At 68.1% G+C, this 17,967-nt stretch carries 13 protein-coding genes and 1 tRNA gene; 6 read left to right on the forward strand and 8 right to left on the reverse strand.

Annotated elements, in window-relative coordinates; genetic code table 11:
* The first annotated feature begins 209 nt into the window (after positions 1-209).
* From SLQ31_RS03195 to topA, 3 genes are all read left to right on the forward strand, one after another.
* Entirely contained in the window at positions 210-413 is a 204-nt protein-coding gene (locus SLQ31_RS03195) for a cold-shock protein (RefSeq protein ID WP_149441494.1), read from the forward strand.
* 162 nt (positions 414-575) lie between these two features.
* Positions 576-1,154 carry a hypothetical protein gene (locus SLQ31_RS03200; RefSeq protein ID WP_319429608.1) on the forward strand — a complete coding sequence of 193 codons (579 nt, stop codon included), beginning with the start codon at positions 576-578 and terminating at the stop codon, positions 1,152-1,154.
* 112 nt (positions 1,155-1,266) lie between these two features.
* Positions 1,267-4,065 carry a type I DNA topoisomerase gene (topA, locus tag SLQ31_RS03205; protein WP_319429610.1) on the forward strand — a complete coding sequence of 933 codons (2,799 nt, stop codon included), beginning with the start codon at positions 1,267-1,269 and terminating at the stop codon, positions 4,063-4,065.
* A 3-nt stretch (positions 4,066-4,068) separates the two neighbouring features.
* Here topA and SLQ31_RS03210 read toward each other — a convergent pair whose 3' ends face one another.
* Complete coding sequence (locus SLQ31_RS03210) at positions 4,069-5,724, reverse strand: adenylate/guanylate cyclase domain-containing protein (protein WP_319432801.1); 1,656 nt, start codon at positions 5,722-5,724, stop codon at positions 4,069-4,071.
* Positions 5,725-5,760: 36 nt separating this feature from the next.
* Here SLQ31_RS03210 and SLQ31_RS03215 point away from each other — a divergent pair, with 36 nt between their 5' ends.
* Both SLQ31_RS03215 and SLQ31_RS03220 read left to right on the forward strand, forming a co-directional pair.
* Positions 5,761-6,975 (forward strand): DNA polymerase III subunit delta', encoded by a 1,215-nt coding sequence (locus tag SLQ31_RS03215; protein WP_319429612.1) that lies wholly within the window; start codon positions 5,761-5,763, stop codon positions 6,973-6,975.
* Positions 6,976-7,009: 34 nt separating this feature from the next.
* Positions 7,010-7,082 (forward strand) — tRNA-Thr (locus SLQ31_RS03220).
* 3 nt (positions 7,083-7,085) lie between these two features.
* Here the strand turns inward: SLQ31_RS03220 and SLQ31_RS03225 are convergent.
* Both SLQ31_RS03225 and SLQ31_RS03230 read right to left on the reverse strand, forming a co-directional pair.
* Positions 7,086-7,451 (reverse strand): carboxymuconolactone decarboxylase family protein, encoded by a 366-nt coding sequence (locus tag SLQ31_RS03225; RefSeq protein WP_319429614.1) that lies wholly within the window; start codon positions 7,449-7,451, stop codon positions 7,086-7,088.
* Between the two features lie 33 nt (positions 7,452-7,484).
* Entirely contained in the window at positions 7,485-9,281 is a 1,797-nt protein-coding gene (locus tag SLQ31_RS03230) for a hypothetical protein (protein WP_413641502.1), read from the reverse strand.
* 37 nt (positions 9,282-9,318) lie between these two features.
* Between SLQ31_RS03230 and SLQ31_RS03235 the strand changes: the two genes are divergently transcribed.
* Positions 9,319-10,251 carry an NAD-dependent epimerase/dehydratase family protein gene (locus tag SLQ31_RS03235; RefSeq protein ID WP_319429615.1) on the forward strand — a complete coding sequence of 311 codons (933 nt, stop codon included), beginning with the start codon at positions 9,319-9,321 and terminating at the stop codon, positions 10,249-10,251.
* On the opposite strand, the gene SLQ31_RS03240 is transcribed toward SLQ31_RS03235, so the two are convergent.
* The 5 genes from SLQ31_RS03240 to SLQ31_RS03260 are packed head-to-tail and all read right to left on the reverse strand — an operon-like array spanning position 10,248 to position 17,845.
* Positions 10,248-10,586 carry a DUF2304 domain-containing protein gene (locus tag SLQ31_RS03240; protein ID WP_319429616.1) on the reverse strand — a complete coding sequence of 113 codons (339 nt, stop codon included), beginning with the start codon at positions 10,584-10,586 and terminating at the stop codon, positions 10,248-10,250. The genes SLQ31_RS03235 and SLQ31_RS03240 overlap by 4 nt on opposite strands.
* A complete protein-coding gene (locus SLQ31_RS03245; protein ID WP_319432805.1) occupies positions 10,583-11,284 on the reverse strand; it encodes a glycosyltransferase family 2 protein in 702 nt (233 codons plus the stop codon). The genes SLQ31_RS03240 and SLQ31_RS03245 overlap by 4 nt, the downstream gene beginning before the upstream one ends.
* A gap of 44 nt (positions 11,285-11,328) precedes the next feature.
* Positions 11,329-12,585 (reverse strand): hypothetical protein, encoded by a 1,257-nt coding sequence (locus SLQ31_RS03250; RefSeq protein ID WP_319432807.1) that lies wholly within the window; start codon positions 12,583-12,585, stop codon positions 11,329-11,331.
* A 26-nt stretch (positions 12,586-12,611) separates the two neighbouring features.
* On the reverse strand, positions 12,612-13,949 hold the full coding sequence (locus SLQ31_RS03255) for a M1 family metallopeptidase (protein WP_319429618.1): 1,338 nt from the start codon (positions 13,947-13,949) through the stop codon (positions 12,612-12,614).
* Positions 13,946-17,845, reverse strand: a complete 3,900-nt coding sequence (locus SLQ31_RS03260; protein WP_319432809.1) for a Pls/PosA family non-ribosomal peptide synthetase — start codon at positions 17,843-17,845, stop codon at positions 13,946-13,948. The genes SLQ31_RS03255 and SLQ31_RS03260 overlap by 4 nt, the downstream gene beginning before the upstream one ends.
* Positions 17,846-17,967: the final 122 nt, after the last annotated feature.

Here is a 17,967-nt window from a genome sequence, read left to right on the forward strand (position 1 = left end):
AGCCTCCGACGTGATTGGATAAGGGCGGTCGCAGCTTCTGTGTTCGTGTGTCAACACTCGCAGGATCGACGTTGCGATCGCGGTTCCTGCGAGGGTCTGTAGGTCGGGTGAGTTCCGACGACTCCACGAAGGATGGCGGTCGGAACGGGCCCGGTCAGCCGAAAACTCGGTCGGCCGCTCCCGGTTGGAAGAGAAGGAACGTACGAAAGATGCCACAGGGAACTGTGAAGTGGTTCAACGCCGAGAAGGGTTTCGGGTTCATTGCACCCGAGGACGGCTCTGCCGACGTGTTCGTCCACTACACGGAAATTTCGGGGTCGGGCTTCCGCACCCTTGAGGAAAACCAGAAGGTCGAGTTCGAGGTCGGTCAGAGCCCCAAGGGGCCGCAAGCCACAGGCGTGCGCGCCGTCTGATCAACAGCGACATCACGAAACACCCCCGAACGTCCCGGTGACGGGTATCGCCGGGGGTGCTTTCGTTCGTGGCCGTCCCACGGGAGGCTTTCTTCTGGGGAACTCGCCACGCCCGTCGGCAGCCGCACGGCTGCCGGTCGCTGACTGCCCTACTGTCGACTCGTGAGCCAGCTGTCGTTCTTCTCGGCTGAGTCGGTGCCCCCTGCGGTCGCCGACCTCACCGGGTTGCTTGCGGCAGCCGGACAGGTGGTGATGGTTGGCGGCGGGGCACGGCTATCGGTGGTGGTCGACGAACGGTGGCGGGCGCAGGCGCTGGCCGAGATGATCACCGAGGCCGGTCTGGAGGCCGAGATCACCCGCACCGACGAAGACAACCCGCTGGTACGCACCGCCGTCGACGTGCGGTTGGTGGGGATCGCCAGCGACTGGACCAGGGGAGCGGTCAAGATGGTGCCGCCCGGCTGGCTGCCCGGGTCCCGCGAGCTACGGGCCTGGACGCTGGCCGCCGGCGTCCCGGACGCCGATCGTTATCTGCTTGGATTGGATCCGCACGCACCGGACACGCATTCGCCGCTGGCGTCGGCGTTGATGCGGGTGGGAATCGCACCGACCTTGATTGGCACTCGAGGGGCCCGTCCGGCCCTCAGAATAAGTGGTCGCCGACGGCTATCACGCCTGGTAGAAACCGTGGGGGAGCCGCCCAATCTGATCGAGGCGTTGTCAGCGTGGCCGCGGATCTGAGAGATTCCCCTGCGAGGGCCAGTTTGCGTTGACCGGTCCAGAGTGCGAAATTGTCAGTTGCCCGCGGGTCGGGGGTACCTGTGGGCAAGACAGAAGTGGAGCGTAAGCGCAGTTGGCTGACGACGGAACCCGCCAAGGCGGGGGCAATGGGAACGTCCGGCGGCTCGTTATCGTCGAGTCGCCCACCAAAGCGCGCAAAATCGCCGGGTACCTCGGCGCCAATTACATCGTCGAGTCGTCCCGCGGTCACATCCGTGACCTGCCGCGCAACGCCGCTGACGTGCCTGCTAAGTACAAATCCGAGCCGTGGGCGCGTCTCGGCGTCAACGTCGAGGACAACTTCGAGCCGCTCTACATCGTCAGCCCCGATAAGAAGAGCACCGTCACCGAGCTCAAGGGCCTGCTGAAGGATGTCGACGAGCTCTACCTGGCCACTGACGGTGACCGCGAGGGTGAGGCCATCGCCTGGCACCTGCTGGAGACGCTCAAGCCCCGCGTGCCGGTCAAGCGAATGGTGTTCCACGAGATCACCGAGCCGGCCATCCTCGCGGCCGCCAACAATCCCCGCGACCTGGACAACGACCTGGTCGACGCCCAGGAGACCCGACGCATCCTCGACCGGCTCTACGGCTACGAGGTCAGCCCGGTGCTGTGGAAGAAGGTCGCCCCGAAGCTGTCGGCCGGCCGGGTGCAGTCCGTGGCCACCCGGATCATCGTCCAGCGCGAACGCGACCGGATGGCCTTCCGCAGCGCCTCCTACTGGGACATCATCGCCGAGCTCGACGCGAGCGTCTCCGACCCGAACGCCACCCCGCCCCGCTTCACCGCCCGGCTGGTCAACGTCGACAGCAAGCGCGTGGCCACCGGCCGGGACTTCGACTCGCTGGGCGCGATCCGCAAGCCGGACGAGGTCGTGGTGCTCGACGAAGCCGCCGCCGGCTCGCTGGCCACCGGTTTGCAGTCCTCCAGCCTCGCTGTCGCGTCCGTGGAGGAGAAGCCCTACACCCGCAAGCCGTATCCGCCCTTCATGACCTCCACGTTGCAGCAGGAGGCCGGCCGCAAGCTGCGGTTCTCCGCCGAGCGGACCATGAGCATCGCGCAGCGGCTCTACGAAAACGGCTACATCACCTATATGCGTACCGACTCGACGACGCTGTCGCAGTCAGCCATCGATGCCGCCCGCACTCAGGCGGGTCAGCTCTACGGTGACGAGTACGTCCACCCCTCGCCGCGGCAGTACACCCGCAAGGTCAAGAACGCCCAGGAGGCGCACGAGGCCATCCGGCCCGCCGGCGACGTCTTCGCCACCCCCGGCGCCCTGCACCGCGAACTGGACACCGACGAGTTCCGGCTCTACGAGCTGATCTGGCAGCGCACCGTGGCCTCCCAGATGGCCGACGCGCGGGGAACCACGCTGAGCCTGCGTATCAGCGGCGAGGCCGCCGGGGGCCAGCAGGTCACCTTCGCCGCCAGCGGCCGCACCATCACCTTCGCCGGCTTCCTCAAGGCCTACGTCGAGACCGTCGACGAGCAGGCCGGCGGTGAGGCCGACGACGCCGAGAGTCGCCTGCCGCAGCTTCGCCAGGGTCAGCGCGTGGACACCACCCGGCTGACCGCCGACGGGCACGCCACCAATCCGCCGGCCCGCTATACCGAGGCGTCGCTGATCAAGGCTCTCGAAGAGCTCGGAATCGGCCGTCCCTCAACGTATTCCTCGATCATCAAGACGATCCAGGACCGCGGTTACGTCCACAAAAAGGGCAGCGCGCTGGTGCCGTCGTGGGTGGCGTTCGCGGTCACCGGGCTCCTCGAGCAGCACTTCGGCCGGCTGGTGGACTATGACTTCACTGCCGCCATGGAGGACGAGCTCGACGAGATCGCCAGGGGTCAAGAGCGACGCACCAACTGGCTGACCAACTTCTATTTCGGCGGTGAGCACGGGGTCGCGGACTCGATCGCCCGCGCCGGCGGTCTCAAGAAGCTGGTTGGCGTCAATCTCGAGGGCATCGACGCTCGAGAAGTCAACTCCATCAAGCTCTTTGATGACGAAGAAGGCCGCGCGGTCGTCGTGCGTGTCGGCAAGAACGGCCCGTACCTGGAGCGGATGGTCCTCGGCGAGGACGGTGAGCTCAAACCGCAACGGGCCAACCTCAGCGACGAGATCACTCCCGACGAACTGACCCTCGAGTTGGCCGAAACCCTCTTTGCGACACCGCAAGAGGGGCGCGTGCTCGGGGTTGATCCGGAGTCCGGTCACGAAATCGTGGCCAAGGACGGCCGATACGGGCCGTACGTCACCGAGGTGCTGCCCCCGCCGCCGGAGGAGGAGGGCGGTGTCGGCGCCAAGAAGGGCAAGAAGCCGACCGGTCCGAAGCCGCGCACGGGCTCGCTGCTGCGGTCGATGGATCTGCAGACCGTGACCCTCGAGGACGCTCTCAGACTGATTTCGCTGCCGCGGGTTGTCGGCGCGGATCCCGCCAACGGCGAGGAGATCACCGCGCAGAACGGCCGCTACGGGCCATACCTGAAGCGCGGCACCGACTCTCGTTCACTGGCCACCGAGGACCAAATCTTCGACATCACCCTCGAAGAGGCGCTGAAGATCTATGCCGAGCCCAAGCGCCGTGGCCGCCAGGGCGCTGCGGCGCCGCCACTGCGGGAGCTGGGCGTCGATCAGGCGTCGGGTCAGCCGATGGTGATCAAAGACGGCCGGTTCGGTCCGTACGTCACCGACGGCGAGACCAATGCCAGCCTGCGTAAGGGCGACGACGTGCTGTCGATCACCGACGAGCGGGCTTCGGAGCTGCTCGCCGATCGCCGCGCCCGCGGCCCGGTCAAGAAGAAGGCTGTTGCGAAGAAGGCTCCCGCGAAGAAGGCCGCGCGCAAGAAAGCCCCCGCCAAAAAGGCTTGAGCGCTAGACGCTTTCGCTCTCGCTGGGCCGGCTTGCCTCACTGGGCAGTACCAGGTTGATCGGGCGGGCCAGCTGTGTCGGTGCCCGTCGGCCGCGCAGCTCGACGATCTCGCCGACGTTCCAGCACAATGCTTCGGAGTCCAGGGCGCCGCTGACCGCGATCGCCGACGCCAGCACGTGACCGCCCTCGATCTTGGCCAACTCGGTCAGCCGGGCGGCTTCGTTGACCGGGTCGCCGATCACGGTGTACTCGAACCGCGCCTGCGCCCCGATGTGCCCGGCGATCGCCCGCCCGGCCGATACCCCGATGCCGAACTCGGTCTGGCCCAGCACCCCGACCAGCTCGTCATGCAGTTCCCGGGAGGCGGCCAGCGCCGCGCCGGAGGCGTCGGGATGCTCGATCGGTGCACCGAAGATGCACAGCGCCGCGTCACCCTGGAACTTGTTCACGAAGCCGCCGTGCTTCTTGACGGTGTCGACGACCACCCGGAAGAACTCGTTGAGCATGCTCACGACCTCGCTCGGCGGTCGCGACGCGGCCAGCTGGGTCGACCCGACCAGGTCGACGAACAGCACCGCGACATCGCGTTCCTGGCCGCCGAGTTCGGTGCCGCGCTCCAGGGCCCGGCGGGCGACGTCCTCGCCGACGTAGCGGCCGAACAGGTCGCGCAGCCGCTGCCGTTCGCTCAGGTCCCGAACCATGTCGTTGAAGCCGGCCTGCAGCAGGCCCAACTCGCTGGCGTCGTAGATCTGCATATGGGCGTTGTAGTTGCCGCGCTGAACCTCGCCGAGCGCCCAGCGCAGCTGGCGCAGCGGGTCGGCGATGGACATGGCCGCCAGCACGTTGCCGGCCAGTCCGATCAACAGCGCGAGGACCGCCATCAGCAGGATCGGCGTGAACAGGGCGTCGGCGGAGGCCGAAAGCAGCGAGAACTTGCTGGCCACGATCGAGAGCACGATGGCAAGCAGCGGCACCCCGGTGGATAGCAGCCAGGTCAGCACCAGCCGCTGGATCACGCCGGGGCGGTGAAACTTCTCCGGCACGCCGCCGCGCAACGCGGCGACCGCCACCGGCCGCAGTACCCGCTCGGACTGCAGGTAGCCGATGATCGAGGTGGCCGTGGCGCCGAGCAGGGTGGCCACCGCCAGCACGGGCGCGGCATGGCTGGCCACCGGCCAGCTGGCGGCGATGAACACCACCGCCCCCAGCATCCAGTTGGTCATGCTGATCACCGAGCGGTAGACGGGCATCCGCAGCGCCCGCAGCCGGGCCTGTTCGGTCACCGCAGGGACGTCCTCGGCCAGCAGCGCGTCGCGGCGTTGCCAGCGGAACACCGGGAGGAGCAACTTGAGGCTGATGATTGCGCCCACGGTGAACGAGATGAACAGGTAGCTGAGAAATACCACCAGGTTCGGCGTCGGCAGGTCCTGCAAAATGACGCGATCCGAGGGCGGCAACCCGAACCGCAGGAAACCCAACACGAGCAGCGCGCCGATGATGTCGGCCTGCAGCATGCCCAGCAGAAACACGGGCCACGGTGTGCGCGCAACCCACCGGACGAATCCACTGATTCGCCCCGGGCTGAGCTGCGCGGTGGTCACCAGCCCACCGTATCGGTACAGGGCGACCGATCTGCACCTTCGAAACCCGGTGGGCAGTGGTTGTGTCGTTGCTGAGCACTAGTGTTTGAAGCGATGTCTGGAGTTTTCACGCGGCTGGTGGGCCAAAGCGCGGTGGAAGCGGAGCTCGTGGGTGCCGCACGGGCGGCCCGCGGTGATTCCGCTCACGATGTGGTCGCCACCGGGACCATGACACATGCCTGGCTGATCACCGGCCCGCCCGGGTCGGGACGCTCGGTGGCCGCGCAATGCTTCGCCGCCGCCCTGCAGTGCACCGCGGAGGGCACGCCGGGGTGTGGGGAGTGCCGGGCCTGTACGACGGCGATGGCGGGCACCCACGGCGACGTTCGGCGCATCGTTCCCGAGGGCCTGTCGATCGGCGTCGACGAGATGCGCGCCATCGTGCAGATCGCCTCCCGGCGCCCCAGCACCGGCCGCTGGCAGGTCGTGGTGATCGAGGACGCCGACCGCCTCACCGAGGGCGCGGCCAACGCACTTCTCAAGGTCGTCGAGGAGCCGCCGCCGTCGACGGTGTTCCTACTGTGCGCGCCGTCGGTTGATCCCGAGGACATCGCCATCACCCTGCGATCGCGATGCCGGCACGTGGCGCTGGTGACGCCGCAGACGGCGGCGATCGCGCAGGTGCTCATCGACAACGACGGCCTGTCCGCCGACGAGGCACACTGGGCGGCGTCGGTCAGCGGCGGTCACGTCGGGCGAGCCCGGCGGTTGGCCACCGATCCCGACGCCAGAGATCGTCGTACCCGGGCGCTCGGGCTGGCCCGAGACGCCGCCACCCCGTCGAGGGCGTACGCGGCCGCAGAAGAGCTGGTCGCCACCGCGGAGGCCGAGGCGAAGGCGGTCAATGTCGGCCGCGACGAGGCCGAGACGGACGAGCTGCGAACGGCGCTGGGCGCCGGCGGCAGCGGCAAGGGCACCGCGGGGGCGCTGCGCGGGGCCACCGGCGCGATCAGGGACCTCGAGAAGCGGCAGAAGTCCCGCCAGACCCGGGCCTCGCGCGACGCCCTTGACCGCGCACTGATCGACCTGGCGACGTACTTCCGGGACGCGCTGATGGTGGCCAACGGCGCAGGCACGGTGACGCCGAACCATCCCGACATGGGCGAGCGGGTGGCGGCCATGGCCGCGCACGCGTCCCCGGAGCGGCTGCTGCGCTGCATCGAGGCGGTGCTCGCCTGCCGCGAGGCGCTGGCGACGAACGTCAAGCCCAAATTTGCGGTCGATGCGCTGGTCGCGACTGTGGGTCAGGCACTGCGTTCGGACCTGTAGACTCACTCCTCGGCTTTGAGAGTTGTGAAGCCACGCCGCCTTAGCTCAGTCGGTAGAGCGTCTCACTCGTAATGAGAAGGTCGGGGGTTCGATTCCCCCAGGCGGCTCCGTTATGCCTTGCCGAGTTGTTCGGCGGCGATGTTGCGGGCCGTGGCGGCCGCCGGGAAACCGGCGTAGCCGCTGGCGTGATAGATGACCTCGGCGAGCTCGTCATCGGTCAGCCCGTTCTGCTTGGCGATCCGGAAGTGCGCTTTCATTTCCTCGTCGGCCCGCAGCGCAATCAGAATGCCGAGCGTCACCAGGCTTCGATCGCGGCGGCTGAGCCCCTCGCGGGTCCATAGCCGGCCGAAAACGCTCTCGACGCCGATGTCCATCAGTTCAGGGGCAAAACCGCCGAATTCGACGTCGCCATCGGGCAGCGTTCCGGGCAGCATCTCCCGGAACACGCGTAGACCATCCTCACGCAAGTTAGACATGCAAACTACTTTGGCACACCGCGGGCCGTGGCGTCACTGTCGCGGCGCCAGATACCCCACTGGCCCTGACGCAAGACACAACGACAGCGCGGCGGTGGTGGCCCGCACCGTGATCGCATCGCCCGCACCTGGCAGCCGGACGAAGACCCGGTTCAGCCCGGGGTGCACCGGCACCTTGGTTTCGGGTCCCTCGGTCAGCGACATCTGCACCGAGCCCTCGCTGTTGGCCAGATAGTTGATCTCGGCCGTCCAGTCCGCGGGCAGCAGTGGACCGTCCAATGGCATCCGCACCGCGGCATCGGGTTGCACGAAATAGCCGCAACCCGGCACCGGGCCCACCGCGATGGTGCGCGTCCAGGTGACGTTGGCGTCGACCAACCGGCCGCTGGCGTTGAGCATCCGCAATTGTGTTGTGTACTTGGTGAATTCGGGGCGGTCCCGGATCAGAGCGAACATATGGCTGGCCAGGTTCTCCGGGTAGGCGACCCGCTGCAACACCAGCGGATCGACTTCCTGGTCCAGCAGCGGGGCCGACGACGACGCCCGCGCCTGAGCCAGTCCGCGAATCGCGTTCTGCAGGTACGGCTGCGCCGGGTTGTCACGCCAACTGGTCAGGAACGTCGCCGTCGAGTAGAAGCTGCTTGCCGTGAATGCCACCACCACGGCGGCGACCACCGCGGTGCGGGCGCGCGAGGCGTTCAGCCAGCCCGACCTCGCGCGGTTGGGCGCGCAGAGGCCCACCGCGGCGAGCAGCGTCAGCACGATCACCAAATCGGGGAAGTACCGCAGAGTCTGCGCGAGCTCCAGTGCGGTGAACTTCGACGAGCGCAGTAGATAGATCGGGATCTGGCAGGCCAGCGCGTATCCCGCGGCAACCAGCCAGACCAGCCCGACGCGTCGCTTGCGCACGAGTGAGACCACCAGCGCCGCAGCCAGCACCAGCCAGCCAAGCATCATCACCGAAACCGGCGGCACCCCCCACGGCGACGCCGGCGCCCAGCGTTGCCACTCCCACGGGCCGCCGGCCAATCCGGGCACGATCCCGTGAGTGACGGAGCGGCGCAACAGGTCCCATGTCATCGCCAGATCCGAGCTCCACCGGCGGTGGTCGACGACCAGCAGGTACAACGCCACCCACGCCGCCGTCAGCGCCAGTGCGGTCACCCACAACCGCTGGCCGCGGCGCCAGACCGTGCGCACCGCGGCCTTGTCCCCCTGCCCGTAGCAGAGCAGTGCGACCACCGCGAACGCGACGAACGGTATGACGGCCGATTTCTCGAAGAACAACAGCCCGCCCAGATACACCAGCACCCCGGTGATCGCATAGCGCTGATTCCCAGTGCGCACCAACAGGATTGCGTCGGCGCAGACCCAGGCCATAGCGGCCAGCATCGGCAGCGAGTTGAGAGCCGCTGCCCACCAGGCGAATCCGGGCACGCCCAGCGGGGTGAACAGGGCAAAGCACAACGGAATCAACAGCACCGGACGCCAGCCGAGGATCACGTACAAGGCCCGCAGCACCGACAGCGACACCAGCAGCTGCAGGACCACCAGGCTGGCGGCCGGCCATGCCCAGACCAGCGGTGCCAGCCGGGTGATGATGCCTGCCACCAGAAATGCGCCGGGCATGACGTGCCCGTCGTGGTCATCGAACAGGTACGACGGCGACAGCAGACCTTGGGTGCCGGCCCGGCCCACCAGGATCAGGTCATCCCAGTAGAAGTAGCCGCCGAATGCGAGTACGGCACGAACCACCAACTGGACCGCGATGAGAACGACGGCCGCCACCGCGACCGGTGACATGCGCGCCACCCGGGTCGGAACTGCCATCGGCTCGACTGTACGGCGTGACGGTAGCGTGACACCTATGCAGGTACTGGTCACGGGGGCGGCCGGCTTCATCGGTTCGACGCTGGTGGATCGCTTACTCGCCGATGGGCACGCCGTCGTCGGGCTCGACGATCTGAGCCGGGGCCGACCCCAGAACCTCGCCGGGGCCAGCGCCAACAACGGCTTCGAGTTCGTCGAAGCGGACATCGCCAGCTCCGATCTGATCGGGCTGTTCGAGAAGCACAAGCCGGAAGTCGTCCACCACCTGGCTGCTCAGATCGACGTGCGGCGCTCGGTGGAGGAACCCGAGTTCGACGCGGCGGTCAACATCATCGGCACGGTGCGGCTGGCCGAGGCGGCCCGGCGGGCCGGCGTCCGCAAGGTCGTCCACACCTCGTCGGGCGGGTCGATATACGGCGTACCGAACGACTACCCGACCAACGAGACCGCCCCGGTCGATCCCGCGTCGCCCTATGCGGCCAGCAAGGTCGCCGGGGAGATCTACCTCAACACCTTCCGCCACCTGTACGACTTGGACTGCTCGTTCATCGCCCCGTCCAACGTCTATGGCCCGCGCCAGGACCCGCACGGCGAGGCTGGCGTGGTCGCGATCTTCGCCAACGCGCTGCTGGCCGGCCGCCCCACCAAGGTCTACGGCGACGGGTCGAACACCCGCGACTACGTTTTCGTCGACGATGTCGTCGACGCCTTTGTCCGGGCCTCCGGTGCGGGCGGGTGTGGGCAGCGGTTCAACATCGGTACCGGGGTGGAGACCAGCGACCGGGCGCTGCATACGGTGGTAGCCAAGGTGATCGGTGCGCCCGACGATCCCGAGTTGGCGCCGGCGCGGTTGGGTGATGTGAAGCGGTCGTGCCTGGATGTCCGCAAGGCCGAGATGATCCTGGGCTGGCATCCGCAGGTGCGTCTCGAAGAGGGCATCGGCCGCACCGTCGACTACTTCCGCGCCTAGCTCTCCGGAACCCGAGCGCCCTCCAGTGCGACGGCGCGCGCCAGCCGGGCGTACTTCAGCTCGAGCTCCTTGAACCGCAGATAGGTGCTCATCGTGGTGAACACGAACGCGATGATCAGCGCGTAGGTGATCAGGTCGGCGCCGCGTCGCACACCCAGCCAGTTGGCCAGCACGGTGGTGTCGTCCGGCCGCAGGATGGCGTAGATCGCGAGGATCACGAACAGCACGTAACCGACCTTGACCCACGCCTTGGCTTTGGTGTTGGTGCGCGAGCGCAGCAGATACACCAGCAGCGCGATCACCGCCGCGATCAGCAGTACCTGGATCCAGTTCATCGGCGCATCCTTCCGCGCAGGAACCCGTCGAAGACGATGTTCACCCCGTTCAGCAGCGGCTGGCCCTTGGACATCGAGTACTCGGTGTAGAGGATCTCGACAGGCTCTTCGGCCACCCGCCAATGGTTTTCGACGATCAGAGCGATGAACTCGGTCGCGTGACTCATCCCGTTCATCGTGAGATTGAGGTTGTCGGCCACGGTCTTGTTGAACACCCGCAGCCCGTTATGCGCGTCGGTCAGATGCAGCCGGTGACTGCTCGGGCTCACCAGGGCCGCCGTGCGCAGGATCAGCCGCTTCAGCGGCGGGGTATGGCTGACGGTGCTGCCGGCGAATCGGGTGCCGATGACGATGTCCACGTCACCTTTGGCCAACCGGTCGATCATCACCAAGACGTCCTTGACGCGGTGCTGGCCGTCGGCGTCGAACGTGACGAACACCGCCGCGCCCGGTTTGGTGCGGGCGTATTCCACACCGGTCTGGATGGCCGCGCCCTGCCCGAGATTGACCGGATGCCGCACCACATGGGCGCCGGCGCACAGCGCGATATCGGCGGTGTCGTCGCGGCTTCCGTCGTCGACGCACACCACATGGTCGAAGGCTTGGCGCAGGTCGGCGATGACGTCGCCAATGACCTTCGCTTCGTTGAACGCCGGCACGATGATCCAGGCGTCGGGGTAGGGCGTGTCGATGTCCACAAAGTACACGCCGCGCCCTGTTGGTTCAGCGTGCGGCGCGTGCTTCAGCGTGCGGCGCGGGCCAGCGCGGCCAGGTGGACGACTATTCCGACCACCGGCCCGCACAGCAGGGCCACCACCGTGCGATCGGTCAGGTCCAGCGGCAGGGTCAGCAGTGCCGTTGAGACGACGGTGGCCCCGACCCAGCCGATCGAGTAGGCCCGGTGCAGGGCGGCCGCGACCGTGGCGGCTCCGGTGACGGTCAGCAGTGCGATCGCCACCGCGCCGGCGGTCAGCCAGGCCAGCAGCGCCCCGCCGGGGCCGTATTCGTCGCCGAACGCGACCCGGATCAGCCACGGTCCGAACAATCCGGCCGCCAGCACGCCGACGGTACCCAGCGCCAGCACCACGGCTGCGGGAGCGACCAGCGCCTTGAGCCGATGTCCGCGATGGTCGACGAAGTGTGCGATGAGATTGCCCTGCATCGCGGTCAGCGGCACGAGCAGCGGAGCCCTGGTCAACGTCACCGCCAGGATCACCACGCCGCCCGCCGCACCGAGGTCGCCGCCGGAGGTCGCCTTGAGCAGGACCGGGAAGCCCATGACGAGGATCGCGCTGGCGCCGGCAGCGGCAATCGAGTGGCCGGCCCCACGCAGGAAGGTCGCGGTGCTGACGGGCGTGTGCATCCGGGCTGCCGCGCGGGCACCCCGCGATACCGCCAACAGCAACAGCCAACCCAACGCGCCGGCGACCGTGGCCCACAGGAAGCCGTTGAGTCCCCAGCCCACGACGAACGCCGCCACGGCGACCGTCACCCGCATAACGGCATCGATGACCATGAGCAGGCCATAGCCGCTCCAGCGGCCGGTGCCGGCAAGCAATCCCAAAAGCGTGGCGTGGATACAGAATCCGGCCAGGCCCACGCAGAGCAGGCTCACCGACAGGGGCAGGGAGTCGCTGAACACATGGGGCGCCCACAGCGGCGACGTGCCCGCCATCGCGATGGCGGCGATCAAGCCGAGAACGGCCGCGACGCGAATGGGATGGGTACGCGGCCCGTCGGCGGTCTCGGCATAGTTGGCAGATCGTACTTCCCGGGTGGCTTCCTGCAGCAGCCCATAAGCGGCGCCGTTGACGAACCCGAACGCCCCCCAGAACACCCCGAATACGGAGAAGCCGGCCGGGTTCAGTGCGCGTGCGGCGAGATAGAGCACGGCATATCCGCACAGCGCGGAGATCACGGTGGCCACGCCGACGCGGGCCACGCTGCCGCGGCTGATCGCCCCGCTGCCGCCGACCTGGCCGGTGCCGGTGGCGTTCAACGCCTCGAAAGCCGCACCCGCGTCGGTCACAGCCGAGGAACCTCGGTCGAGTACAGCCAGCCGTCCCACAGCGGACGCAGTGACACCTCGGCGTAGTTGGCGGCAAGGCCGGTGAAATCGTCGGTCACCACGGTGCTGTGCTTGTGGCGAGCGGTCCAATCCTGCAGCAGCGCAAAGAATTTCTCGTCACCGATGGTGGTCCGCAGCACGTGCAGCGTGAGCGCGCCGCGCTTGTAGACCCGGTCGTCGAACATGTCCCGTGGCCCGGGGTCAGAGAGCAACAGATTGTGCGGCGAGTGCGCCAGCTTGGCGTAGTAGTGGCGCGCCCAATGGTCGGCGGTGTGCCCGCCGGAGTTCTCCGACCACAACCATTCGGCGTAGCAGGCGAATCCCTCGTGCAGCCAGATATCGCGCCAGCGCCGCACGGTGACGCTGTTGCCGAACCATTGGTGTGCCAGTTCGTGGGCGATCAGCCGTTCGGAGCTGCGCTTGCCGTCGCAGTGGTTGGCGCCGAAGATCGAAATACCCTGGGCTTCCAAGGGTATTTCAAGATCGTCGTCGGTCACCACAACGGTGTAGCCGTTGCTCAGCGGGTAGGGCCCGAACAACTTGATGAACAACTTCATCATCTGCGGCTGGCGACCGAAGTCGTGGGCGAAGTTGGTGCGCAACCGATCTGGCAATACCGCCTGCATCGGTACCTGGGCCTTGGGCATCTTGTGGGCGCCGTACATCCCGACCTGCAACGTCACCAGGTACGTCGAGGTCGGCTCCGGCTGTTCGTAGGTCCACACGGTGTGCGCGGCGCGGACCCGGCGCGACACCAGCTCGCCGTTGGCCACCGCGCGATACGGGCTGTCGGTGCTGATCTGGATGCGATAGCTGGCCTTGGCGCTGGGATGGTCGTCGCAGGGGAACCACGACGCCGCCCCATTCGGCTGCCCGGCGACCAGCGCACCATTGGACAGCTCCTCGAAACCGACTCCACCCCAATGACTTCGGATCGGTCGGGGAGACCCGCCGTAGCGCACGCTGATGGACATCGCCGCGCCTGCCGGTAGCGGTGCGGACAGCGTGATGTGCAGCTTTCCGTTCGAGGTGCTGAACTGGGCCGGCCGGCGGCCGTTGACTGTCACCTTCGTCACCGACAGTGCATCGGACAGGTCCAGGGTGAAGGTCTTCAGCGACGCCAGCGTCGCGGCGGTGATGGTGGCGGTGCCGGTGAGCCGGTTGATGGCGACCTTGTATTCCAGCTCCAGCTCGTAGCGCGACACCCGGTAACCGAAGTTGCCGTTGTTCGGCAGGTACGGGTCGATGACGGGCGGGCCGCCTTTTTTGGCGGCCTTCTTGGCGGGATGTTTCACGCGGCGCTGCCCTGGCGTTCACGCGTGGGCTTCTCGTCCCTTGGCTTCTTGCGCGAAATCACCCAGGGGGCAATGGGATTACCTTGCCAACGAGTCGACGGCGGCACCTCGTCCCCGCGCATCACCAGCGACGCCGGTCCGACGGTGGCGCCGGACCCGAGCCTGGCGGCAGGCAACGCCACGCAGTGCGGTCCGAGGGTGGCGCCCTCGTTGAGCACGACGGTGTCCATCCGCATGATCCGATCGTGGAACAGATGCGTCTGCACCACGCAACCGCGGTTGACGGTGCTGGCACGCTGCAGTGTCACCAGGTCGGCTTCGGGCAGCCAGTACGTCTCGCACCACACGCCGCGGCCGATCTTGGCCCCCAGCGCGCGAAGCCACAGGTTCATGACCGGGGTACCGCTGGCGGCGCGGGCGAACCACGGGCCTGCCACCGTCTCGACGAACGTGTCCGACACTTCGTTGCGCCACACGAACGACGACCACAATGGTTGCTCACCGGCCCGGATTCGGCCCACCACAAGCCATTTCGCGCCAACCGCGATGCCACCCGCGACCGCACCTGCCGTCAGCAGCACGATGCCGCCGCCAAGCGCGGCCCAGCCGTAGCCGAACTTCAACGCCAGCCCCTGGAGTGCGGCCAGCACCGCGACCCCGATGGCGAAGGTGACGATCACCGGGATCAGCCGGCAGGTTTCGACGCCTGCCCGCATGATCTTCAGCCGCACCGGCGGACTGTAGGTCAGCGAGGCGTCGGCCTGGTCGGCGTTGCGGCGCAACCGGATTGGTGGGCTGCCCAGCCACGACGAACCGGCCTTGGCCTTATGGGGTGCGGCCGAGAGCACGGCAACCAGACCGTCGTCGGGCACCCGCCGGCCGGGTTGGGTGATACCGGAGTTGCCGAGGAACGCGCGCTTGCCGACGGTGGCCTTCGCCACGTGGATCCAGCCGCCGCCGAGCTCGTAGGAGGCGACCATGGTGTCGTCGGCCAGGAACGCACCGTCTTCGACGACGGTGAACTTCGGCGTCAGCAGCGCGGTGGAGATCTCGGTGTTGCGACCGACTTTCGCGCCGAGAAGCCGCAACCACCACGGGGTGAGCAGGCTGGCGTAAAGCGGAAAGAGGTAGTTGCGGGCGGCGTCCATCAGGCGTTCGGTGGCCCACAGCTGCCAACCCACCCGGCTGCGCACCGGGTGGTAGCCCTCGCCAAGGCCGATGGCCAGCATTCGCACGCCAAGCACCGTGACGGCGGCATAGACGACGAGCGACACCAGAGCGGCCACCGGAATCCACGGCGCGGCTGCCCCGATCGCCGACGTGAGCGTGGCGCTGTGCCGGGCGGGCCACACCAGCACCGCCAGACCGACACCCAGCGCCACCAGCGGCACCGCGCCGAGCAGCACCGACGTCACTCCGTACATCGCCACCCAGTGCGCGGCCCGCGCGGGCCGGTGTTCGGGCCACGGATGGCGGGCCTTGCCCGATTTCACCGCCGGAGAACCCTTCCAGTACTGCCCGTTCTTGACCTTGCCGAGGACGCCGGAACCCGGCGCCACATCGGCGTTCTTGCCGATGACAGCGCCGGGGAACAGGGTCGTGCGGGCCCCGATGGACGCGTCGTTGCCGACGGTGATGGGGCCGACGTGGAAGAGGTCGCCGTCGATCCAATGCCCGGTCAGATCGACCTCCGGTTCGATGGAAACCCGGTGGCCGAGCTGCAACATCCCGGTCACCGGAGGCGCCGAGTGCAGGTCCACGCCTTTGCCGACCTTGTTACCCAGCGCCCGTGCGTAGTACACCAGCCACGGCGCACCCGCGAGGTTCTCCGCGCCGCTGGCGTCGCCGAGCCGTTCGGCCAGCCACACCCGCAGGTGCTCGGATCCGCCGCGGCGGTACGTGCCCTGCTCGAGGCCGGACAACAACATCCGCGCCCCCAGCACGGCGATGCCCATCCGGCCGATCGGGGTGATGAACAAGACGAAGGCCACCGCCAACAACCACCAGTTGATGCTCACCAGCCAGGGCAACGGTTGCACGGCCGCGGCGATGTTGTTGGTCAGCGCCAGCCAGGTCACCCACTGAAGCCCGGTGAGGGTCGCCAGCGGCACCGACAACAGCACCTGAGCGGCCTGCGTCGACACCGGGGTGGGCTTGACGTCGCGCGGCGTGACCGCGGGCGGCGGGGTCAGCTCTTCGAGGAACTCGGCAAGTGACCCGAGCCGGGGGTGGTCGTAGAGCTGGGCCACGGTCAGCTGCGGGTAGCGCGCCCGTAATGCCGCCACCAGCTGCGCGGCCGAGAGCGAGCCGCCGCCGAGGGCGAAGAAGTCCGCTTCCGGCCCCTCGACCACCGCGCCAAGGACGTCGCGCCACAGGCCGGCCAGCCAGCCCATGGTGCCACCGAGATCAGGTTCGGAGTCCTGGTAGCCCGGTGGCGGCCAGGGCAGCGCGTTGCGGTCGACCTTGCCCGAGGTCCGGGTGGGCAGCTCCTCGAGCAGCACCAGGCGCGGCACCAGGGCGGCGGGCAGGCTCTCGGTGAGGTGGGTGCGAGCGGCGGTGAGGTCAAAATTCGGGTCTGCGCTCGCGATATAGCCGACCAGCATCGGGGTACCACTGGCGGTGCGCCGGACCGCCGCGGCACCGCCGCTGACACCCGGCAGGTTCACCAGCGCGGAGTCGACTTCGCCGAGCTCGATGCGGCGGCCGCCGACCTTGACCTGATCGTCGGCGCGGCCCTGGAAATACAGGCCGTCGCTCTCCAGCCGGACCAGGTCACCGCTGCGATAGGCCCGCGCCCACCCCAGGGACGGCATCGGCGCGTACTTCTCGGCGTCCTTCTCCGGATCCAGGTAGCGGGCCAGACCGACGCCGCCGATCACCAGCTCGCCGACCTCGCCAAGGCCGACCGGCGCATCCTCTTTGTCGACTACGGCCAAGTCCCACCCGGGCAGCGGACGCCCGATACTCACCGCGCTGCGACCGTCAAGCCGAGCCGCACTTGCCACCACCGTTGCCTCGGTCGGTCCGTAGGTGTTCCACACCTCGCGGCCCTCGACCGCCAGCCGCTCGGCCAGTTCTGGCGGGCAGGCCTCGCCGCCGAAGATCAACAGCCGCACCGCTTCCAGCGCCTCGGCCGGCCACAGCGACGCCAGGGTGGGCACCGTGGACACCACGGTGATATCCCGTGACACCAGCCACGGCCCGAGGTCCATGCCGCTGCGCACCAGCGCGCGCGGGGCGGGCACCAGGCACGCACCGTAGCGCCAGGCCAGCCACATCTCCTCACAGGAGGCGTCGAACGCCACCGACAGACCCGCCAGTACACGATCGCCAGGGCTGATCGGGTTGCGCTGCAAGAACATTCGCGCTTCGGCGTCAACGAAGGCCGCGGCGCTGCGGTGCGTCACCGCGACACCCTTGGGGGTGCCGGTCGATCCGGACGTGAAGATGATCCACGCGTCGTCGCGGCCCAGCGGAGCGGTGGCGCGCCAGCCGCGCGAGGCGCCCGGTCCGCGGATCAGGCCCGCCGCGGTGATGATCGCGACCACACCGGCCTCGCCGAACACCAGCTCGGCCCGCTCGTCGGGGTCGTCGGCGTCCACCGGGACGTAGGCGGCGCCGGCGGCCAGCGTGGACAGGATCGCGACGTACAGGGCGTAACTGCCCGACGGCATCCGGATGCCGATCCGGTCGCCGCGACCGATACCGCGCGCCGCCAGCCATTCGACGCTTTCCTCGATGTCGGCGATCAGCTCGGCATAGGTGAGCTGCACTGTTCCGTCATCGATGGCCGCCGCCTCCGGGTACCGATTGGCGGTCTCGTAGAGGATGTCGATGAGGGTGCGTGGCGGCGGCGCCTGCTCGGACAACAGGTACTGCGGGGGAATCTCCGGCATCGCCACGACACTGGATCCTAGGCCGCATGGTTGACATCGCGGTGCCGGACGCGGCCTGCGGTCGGCCCGGTTTGCTGGACCACGCATCCACCTGACAGACTGCGTGGGAAGAGGGGAGTATT

Source organism: Mycobacterium sp. RTGN5 (assembly GCF_033804465.1).
Lineage (GTDB): Bacteria > Actinomycetota > Actinomycetes > Mycobacteriales > Mycobacteriaceae > Mycobacterium.